The following is a 7364-nucleotide window of genomic DNA, read 5'->3' on the forward strand; positions in this document are numbered from 1 at the left end:
GCCATTATCCTGTTTCCTTTTAAGCAAGTTGACAGCAGATTCGATAATTTTAAGCATTTTTTTATTACGTTCCAAAGTCCTCATTTGTTCATGAATTTCCGTCCCCGCCAAGTCTGCTCCGGCAGCATAAGACATCTCTAAAAATTCTTCCAGCTTGCAGCCCATTTCGACTTCAAAACTTATTTGAGCCTGAATTGCCGACACTTCTATACTCCATACTACCTCACGATATTTTTTCAGCAATAACTCTGTATTGTGATATGTTTTTTTCTCTCGCATTATCTGTTCCTCTGTTTTGTTTACTACCTTTCTCACCGTAACTCCTCCTTAAAGCAATGAATCTGCCGCAACTTCTGCCGTATAATAATGTCCAATCGTTGAATATGAATTATACAACATCGTGAGCATATAACTTTTAATATTTCTGACTCGGTTTCCCGTCTTTCTCAAGCAATCAAAGACATATTCAATATGTGTATAATCAAGTTTTAGGAACCTATCTTTTACAATTTTTTGCGGCAATTCCTGACACGCTATCACTACTGTCGGTTTATGGCAGCAAACAATTTCCGTCATAAGTTCAAGCACGCCGTCAGCCATATCATTTCCGCAATTCTGTTTAAGGGTTTCGTAATCAATATTGTCCGAAATAATTTCCTTGCAGCGTCTAATCTCATCGATCATATCACATTTTCCGACCGCTCCGGGCTCTTGATGTGATAAGATAGGATTAGTATCATTCGCATAAATATTATTTATATTATTATAATTAAACTCATTATCTTTAGCTTCGGATTTATCGACTTCCAAAGGTCGGCATTTTCGGAAGTCAAGACTTCGTTTTTTCCGAACTCCTGAGGTCGGTTTTTCCGAAGTCAAGACTTCGGCGCTATCCCGAACACCGGACTTCGGAATATCAGAAGTCTGAAACTCGCACGCATCATCAATATTATCGGCATCATCATAAACACTTTGTACTTCCTGCTGAGGCAGTGTTGCAAAATTCATAACATAAATAATTGTCGGTTTACCTAAACCTTGTTTTTTTCGTGTTATAAGTCCGCAGCCTTTTTCCGCATCCAGTTCGGCAAAAAGTTTAATTCCTTTGTCTTTTCCGATTCTAAGCATGTCCATTGCATCATCAAGCTTAAAATAAATATAAGCCCTGTTTTCTTCATCAACCCATCTGTTTTTTATTGACAAACTCATACGATCCAATAGAAGTCCGTACAGTATTTTTGCTTCTGCCGAGATGTCCGAAAATCTATCATCGGTAAAAAGTATTTTTGGCAGTCGGTAAAAGCTGAATTGCTCCGCCTCACTTCCGTAAAAATAATCTAAATCAAAATTTTTCATATACTTACACTCTCCTTTCGTTTTTATTTGACTTATCCATTGGTCTGAACATTGAACATTTTTCTCCATTGTGAAATCTTATGTAAGGGCAAAACGGATTTCTGCTGTCAAGCAAATATGTTTCTTGACCTGTTTTACATTTTGGGCACAAATAATCCTTATTATCTTTCATATGCAACCATCCTTCAAAATAAATTTTTGCATAAAAAAACAGACCATACTTTTTCAATATGATCTGCTAAAAACTATATTCAGTTTTTAATTTCAAAGAGTTATCAACCTCCTAAAAACTATACCGCATTTGCCGTAATCACTCGTGGTATAATTCATTTATTTGCGTAATTTATAAAATTCAGAACCTTATTAAGCTGTTACGGACAGCCCTCAAACCCTCGCCGTTATTGGGTTTCCTGGTTTCTTGTCTTATTATAACACAATCTCATAAATAAATTTTCCTCGTATAATAAATGTAGTAGTTTTTAGAGTTCCTCTCCAAGAACTATGTTATAATTGTTTAGATGCTGTGGATTGGTTTATTTTTCCTACCACTCGATGGTTTCAGAAAGGCTCCAACCACAGTCTCTTTGCAGTTTGTTAATCAGTTAGATACCGCCCGACAGTTTATGTGGAACGAGGTTACAAGAGCAACGAGTCCCTGTGGGTCTAAACAGCGTCATATTACTTTTTTCAGGAGGTATCCTTATGATTTTTATTGGTATTGATGTAGCTAAGGACAAGCACGATTGTTTTGTTATCAGTTCTGACGGTGAGGTGTTATTTGATGTGTTCACTATCTCTAACACTCTTTACGGCTTCAATGACCTACTTGCAAAAATCAAGTCAGTTTCGTCTGATTTGAGTAAAGTAAAAGTAGGACTTGAAGCCACAGGACATTACAGTTACAATCTGCTCGGATTTTTACTTGACAATGGTCTTCCCACCTATGTCTTAAATCCTCTGCACACCAATATCTACCGCAAAAGTCTGTCCCTGAGAAAAACTAAAACAGACAAGGTAGATGCTCGCACAATTACTTCTATGTTAATGTCTTGCGTAGACCTCAAGCCCTACACAAGAGCATTATACCACAATGAAGAACTAAAGTCACTAACCAGATACAGATTTGATAAAGTTTCAGAGCGAGCCAAACTGAAATCTTCTGTATCAAGACTTGTTACAATTCTTTTTCCGGAACTTGAAAAGTTAGTTCCGACATTACATATGGTTTCCGTATACGCACTCCTTTCAGAGTTCCCATCAGCTAAACATATCGCTAATGCAAGCCTTACAAGACTAACTAATCTGTTATACACTGTTTCTAAAGGACATTACGACAAAGATACTGCTATTCGCTTTCGTGAAGCTGCAAGAAACTCTATCGGCTCTGTTATGCCTGCTAAATCTCTTGAATTAAAGCATACAATCAAGTTAATAGGTGAACTTGATTATGAAATCTCCGAGATAGAAGCAGAGATTGAACTGATTGTAGACAGTTTGGGAACTACCATATTAACCATTCCCGGTATTGGTTATGCAACAGCCGCTTCAATCCTTGCAGAAGTTGGTGATTTTTCAAATTTTGAAACACCTGATAAAATACTTGCTTTTGCAGGAATGTCACCGTCTACATATCAATCGGGACAACTTACAAACTGTTATGCACATATGGAAAAGCGTGGTTCTAAATACTTGCGATTCGCTCTCTACAATGCTACAAAATATGTTTGTAAGTGGGATAGTAACTTTGCCGCCTATCTTGCTAAGAAGCGTTCTGAGGGCAAGCATTACAATGTTGCCATATCTCACGCCGCAAAGAAGTCAGTAAGATTGATTTTTGCTTTAGAAAAATCTCGATTACCTTATGTGCCTGCTGTATAACTAATTTACCAATATTTTTTCAAGGCTTCCTTTGGAAGTCTATTTGCCATGCCTATTTTTATCAGATAAATTTTTTCAACTTTTTTCATTTTACCTATTGACTTTTAATAGTTAGTCTCGTTTCTATTTTATTTTTTCGATTTTAGGACAGGACAATGCAGCACGGTATTGCGGATTTGCCCATCTTACCGCATTTTTAATTACGCGCCGAACATCCTTGTTATAAAATGAGCCGTATGTTTCGTGTCCGGGCTGAAAATAAAATATATTTCCGTTTCCTCTTTTAAAGCAGCAGCCTCCTCTGAATATTTCGCCGCCTTCGTACCACGCACCGAATACCAATCTGTCCGGGGTCGGAATATCAAACGGCTCGGCATAGGTTTCCTCGTGCTCCAATTCAATGTATCGGTCTATTCCCTGTGCAATCGGGTGTGACGGATCAATAACCCATAATCTTTCCATATCGCCGTCCTCGCGCCACGAAAGATTTCCGGAGGTTCCCATCAAAAGCTTGAACGGTTTTGAATGATGTCCGGAATGGAGAAATATTATTCCCATTCCCTCGTGAACTGCGTTTCTGACATATGCAGCCGCCAAATCGGAAACCTTGTCGTGCGCCATATGTCCCCACCAAATCATTACATCGGTATCATCAAGAAGCTCCTTTGTAATTCCGCAGTCGGGGATAATTTCTAAATTTTCGTCATACAAAGTGATGGTACGAACATTTATATCCGCTTCTTCGCCGAGAAATTCAGTGATTGTGTTATGTATGCCTTTCGGATACATATCCTTTGCATCCTGCTGGTTTTGTTCGTGTAAAAATTCGTTAAATATTGTTACGTTAATCATAATGCTCTCCTCCGATTATAAGCGAACTTCTTTTCCGTCTTCCGCAGACTTATACATAGCTTCGAGAATTTTAATCATATTTACTCCCTGCTGCGGTACAAACATAGGCTCGGCGCCGTTTAACACAACATCCGCAAAATGACGGATATTCAACTCGTGTATACGCGGTCCTCTTGTATTGTCAATATTCGGAATAAAGTCTGTCGTCGTTCCGTAGCTTTCACCGAATATTTTAAGTTTCTGGTCTAAACTGCACCACGACGAGCCTGCCTTTTCGCCTCTGAGCTCAACAAAGAAATTTTCCTTTTCGATATTCGACGCCCAGGAAAATTCAATCTGCATGCAAGCACCGTTGTCAAATTTAATAAATCCCATTGCCAAGTCCTCAACATCAAATATGCCGTCTTTATTTCTGTCGCCATACCTTGATTCAGCAGAATCACTGATGTCATCGGAATTAGCGAATTTGTTGTATGTGCAGCCGCTTACGGCAACAGGAGTCGGATTTCCCATAAGCCAGATTGCAAGGTCAATCATATGAACACCAAGGTCGATAAGCGGACCGCCGCCGGACTGTGCCTTTGTTGTAAACCAGCCGCCTCGTCCGGGAATACCGCGGCGTCTTTGCCAGCCGCAGCGAGCAGCATATATTTCACCCATTTTGCCGTCGCCGATGAATTTTTTCAAAAATCCCGATGTGGGCCAATAACGGTTATTTCTTATAACCATTAAGCATTTTCCGCTTTTTTCGGCTGCCGCTTTCATCTTTTCCGCTTCCGCCACACTTACCGCGTCAGGCTTTTCGCAAAGCACGTGCAAGCCTTTTTCAAGTGCCGCGCAGGCAATTACGGAATGCAAATAGTTCGGTGTACAAATATCTATTGCATCAAGATTGTCCATTTCAAGAATTTCTTTATAATCGGTGCAGGCTTTGGGAACATTAAACTTTTCCGCAACCATTTTCACCCTGGGTTCATTGATGTCGCAAACAGCCACTACATCAACATTATCAATTTTCTCATATGCGGGAAGATGCTGATTTTGGGCAATGCCGCCCACACCGATTACCGCTACTCTTAACTTCTTTTCCATCTTAAAATTCCTCCTGACAAGTTTTATTATTTTAATATTTTGGTTATACTGTTTTTTAAATTTATTCTGTACTCTATTATCTTTTCGCGGCTGTTGTCCCGTTTTGACAAAAATTCATAGCTTTCTGCCAAAAGCTTTTCAAGATTATTTACCTTGTCCTCCGAAATACTTTCATCAGCCTTCGCCAAATCAATAATGCTTTCCAATTCAAAAATTGATTTTTTCAGGTATTGGGTAACAAACACAGGTTCCGGAACGTTTGTGGTTTCGTTAATGATATTATAAAACTTATCATACTCGCATACTGCTTTACCCTTGGGCAGTTTTGCCCACAACGACTGATTTTTGACTCCGGCATTGTCGATAATCGCTTTTATATCAGCATTATATTTGCCCGGAATAAACAATTTTGTGTCCCAAACATCAGAACGCTCACCCTGATTTGAATAACTCGGTGAAGTTGTATAATTGTTATATGCTTTTATGTACTTTGAAGTATAGGGAGTGTGAGACTTTTTCTGTAAATTCGATTTTTCTATGACAAAATATTTGTTTTTTATGGGCAGAAAATCCACATTTCGGCTTTTCTGCCTTAACTGTAATATAGCACAAATTTTACGGCATGTCAAGGGCGGTCTCGCAAGAGAACGTGAATTTTACCCTTGTACATGGCGGAAAATTTGTGCTAATTAAGCCTTCCGTCATACATGATTGACAACTCACCATAGACTTTGCCCCAATTTCTGAGCGGCATTGTCCATTTTTTCGTTGCCTCAAAAGTTGCCAAATACAGTGCCTTTAAAAGCGCCGTATCGCTCGGAAATACGCTTCTTTGACTGTTTAATCGGCGCAGTGCGCTGTTCAGGCTTTCTATCGCGTTGGTCGTGTACATAACCTTTCTGACATCTGCTGAAAACTTGAACATCGGTGATATTACATCCCAATTTTCGTCCCAGCGTTTCATGGCGTTCGGATACCTGTCGTGCCATTTTTCCGTAACCGCAAGCATACGCTCATATCCGGTTTCTTCATTGGGTGCGTGATATATGCTTTTTAAGTCATTTGCGAATGACTTTTTATCCTTTTCCGCAACATATTTCAGAGTATTGCGCACCTGATGTACGATACAGCGCTGATGTTCGGTATTTGGATATGCCGCTGAAATTGACTCTTTTATGCCGGAAAGTCCGTCTGCACACAAAATCAAAATATCCTGTACCCCTCGGTTTCTGAGGTCATTTAGCACGCCAAGCCAGTATTTCGCACTCTCATTTTCACCAACGGTTATGCTTAACACTTCTTTTCTGCCCTCGTCATTAATGCCGAGAATTATGTATGCAGCTATCTTTTTAACTATATGCTCATCACGAACAGAAAAATGTATTGCGTCAATGAAAACAATCGGATATACCGCCGATAGCGGTCTTTGCTGCAATTCTTCAATTTGGGGCAGTATTTTGTTTGTGACGGCGGTTACCATGCTTTCGCTTACTTCAAAGCCGTATATGTCCTCTACAATATCCGAAATTTGCCTTGTTGTCATGCCTTTTGCCGACATCGCTATGATTTTTTGTTCTATTGCGGATATGTCCTTTTTGCGTTTCTGAACTATTTGCGGGTTAAAATCTCCGTCACGGTCCTGCGGAACATCAATCGGTATTTCACCATACGAACTGCGCAATTTCTTGTGTTTAACGCCGTTTCGATAATCTGTGTTATCACTGCGTTCGTATTCCTCATAACCTAAATGCTCGTCAAGCTCTGCCTCCATCATCTCCTGAATCGTGCCGCCTAACAGGTCTTTCAGTGCCTCCTGAATATCCTCGGCTGTTTTGATGTTGTACTCCTCAATTAAGCCGGCTATGATATTCTTTTTACCTTCACTCATTCTTTCTCGTCTGCGTCTTGCCATAAAAAATTCCTCCTATGATATTATTTATATTCTATCATAGAAGAAATCTCTTTTACAGACTTTTTCTCACACTCTCATATTAGCAGGGGCAGAAAACAAAATTTCCTGCCCCCTAAAAATGTATGATTGTTAAGAATTATATTTATGGGGAAGAATTTCCGCTGCCCTTTCTTCGGGACTTAATTTGTACTTAGGCATAACTAAAACCTCCAAAATGATATTTTTATTATATATCATCTTGGAGGTCTTGTATAGACTTTACACAAAATTTGGG

Annotated in this window: 7 protein-coding genes and 1 pseudogene; 1 reads left to right on the top strand and 7 read right to left on the bottom strand. The window is 39.4% G+C overall.

Annotation, left to right across the window (positions count from 1 at the left end; genetic code table 11):
• The 3 genes and pseudogenes from H8706_RS11485 to H8706_RS11495 form a co-directional block, all read right to left on the bottom strand.
• Window positions 1–315: pseudogene (locus tag H8706_RS11485) on the bottom strand (hypothetical protein); the annotation flags it as partial.
• Between the two features lie 12 nt (window positions 316–327).
• Window positions 328–1356 carry a replication initiator protein A gene (locus H8706_RS11490; RefSeq protein ID WP_262432740.1) on the bottom strand — a complete coding sequence of 343 codons (1029 nt, stop codon included), beginning with the start codon at window positions 1354–1356 and terminating at the stop codon, window positions 328–330.
• Between the two features lie 4 nt (window positions 1357–1360).
• On the bottom strand, window positions 1361–1528 hold the full coding sequence (locus H8706_RS11495; protein ID WP_262432741.1) for a hypothetical protein: 168 nt from the start codon (window positions 1526–1528) through the stop codon (window positions 1361–1363).
• 530 nt (window positions 1529–2058) lie between these two features.
• Between H8706_RS11495 and H8706_RS11500 the strand changes: the two genes are divergently transcribed.
• Window positions 2059–3234, top strand: coding sequence for an IS110 family RNA-guided transposase (locus H8706_RS11500; RefSeq protein ID WP_262432742.1), 1176 nt, complete (start codon window positions 2059–2061; stop codon window positions 3232–3234).
• Window positions 3235–3357: 123 nt separating this feature from the next.
• On the opposite strand, the gene H8706_RS11505 is transcribed toward H8706_RS11500, so the two are convergent.
• The 4 genes from H8706_RS11505 to H8706_RS11520 all read right to left on the bottom strand — a co-directional run bounded on the left by H8706_RS11505 (window position 3358) and on the right by H8706_RS11520 (window position 7090).
• Window positions 3358–4086, bottom strand: coding sequence for a ThuA domain-containing protein (locus H8706_RS11505; protein ID WP_262432743.1), 729 nt, complete (start codon window positions 4084–4086; stop codon window positions 3358–3360).
• A gap of 15 nt (window positions 4087–4101) precedes the next feature.
• Window positions 4102–5178, bottom strand: coding sequence for a Gfo/Idh/MocA family protein (locus tag H8706_RS11510; protein WP_262432744.1), 1077 nt, complete (start codon window positions 5176–5178; stop codon window positions 4102–4104).
• A 26-nt stretch (window positions 5179–5204) separates the two neighbouring features.
• Window positions 5205–5753, bottom strand: a complete 549-nt coding sequence (locus tag H8706_RS11515) for a hypothetical protein (RefSeq protein WP_262432745.1) — start codon at window positions 5751–5753, stop codon at window positions 5205–5207.
• 110 nt (window positions 5754–5863) lie between these two features.
• On the bottom strand, window positions 5864–7090 hold the full coding sequence (locus H8706_RS11520; protein WP_262432746.1) for an IS256 family transposase: 1227 nt from the start codon (window positions 7088–7090) through the stop codon (window positions 5864–5866).
• Between the last annotated feature and the right edge of the window lie 274 nt (window positions 7091–7364).

Origin of the sequence: Qingrenia yutianensis (genome assembly GCF_014385105.1) — a bacterium.
Classification (GTDB): Bacteria; Bacillota; Clostridia; order UMGS1810; family UMGS1810; genus Qingrenia; species Qingrenia yutianensis.

Coding starts and splice junctions, on each gene's coding strand:
- H8706_RS11490 (WP_262432740.1), bottom strand. CDS start 1,356: ATGAAAAATTTTGATTTAGATTATTTTTACGGAAGTGAGGCGGAGCAA.
- H8706_RS11495 (WP_262432741.1), bottom strand. CDS start 1,528: ATGAAAGATAATAAGGATTATTTGTGCCCAAAATGTAAAACAGGTCAA.
- H8706_RS11500 (WP_262432742.1), top strand. CDS start 2,059: ATGATTTTTATTGGTATTGATGTAGCTAAGGACAAGCACGATTGTTTT.
- H8706_RS11505 (WP_262432743.1), bottom strand. CDS start 4,086: ATGATTAACGTAACAATATTTAACGAATTTTTACACGAACAAAACCAG.
- H8706_RS11510 (WP_262432744.1), bottom strand. CDS start 5,178: ATGGAAAAGAAGTTAAGAGTAGCGGTAATCGGTGTGGGCGGCATTGCC.
- H8706_RS11520 (WP_262432746.1), bottom strand. CDS start 7,090: ATGGCAAGACGCAGACGAGAAAGAATGAGTGAAGGTAAAAAGAATATC.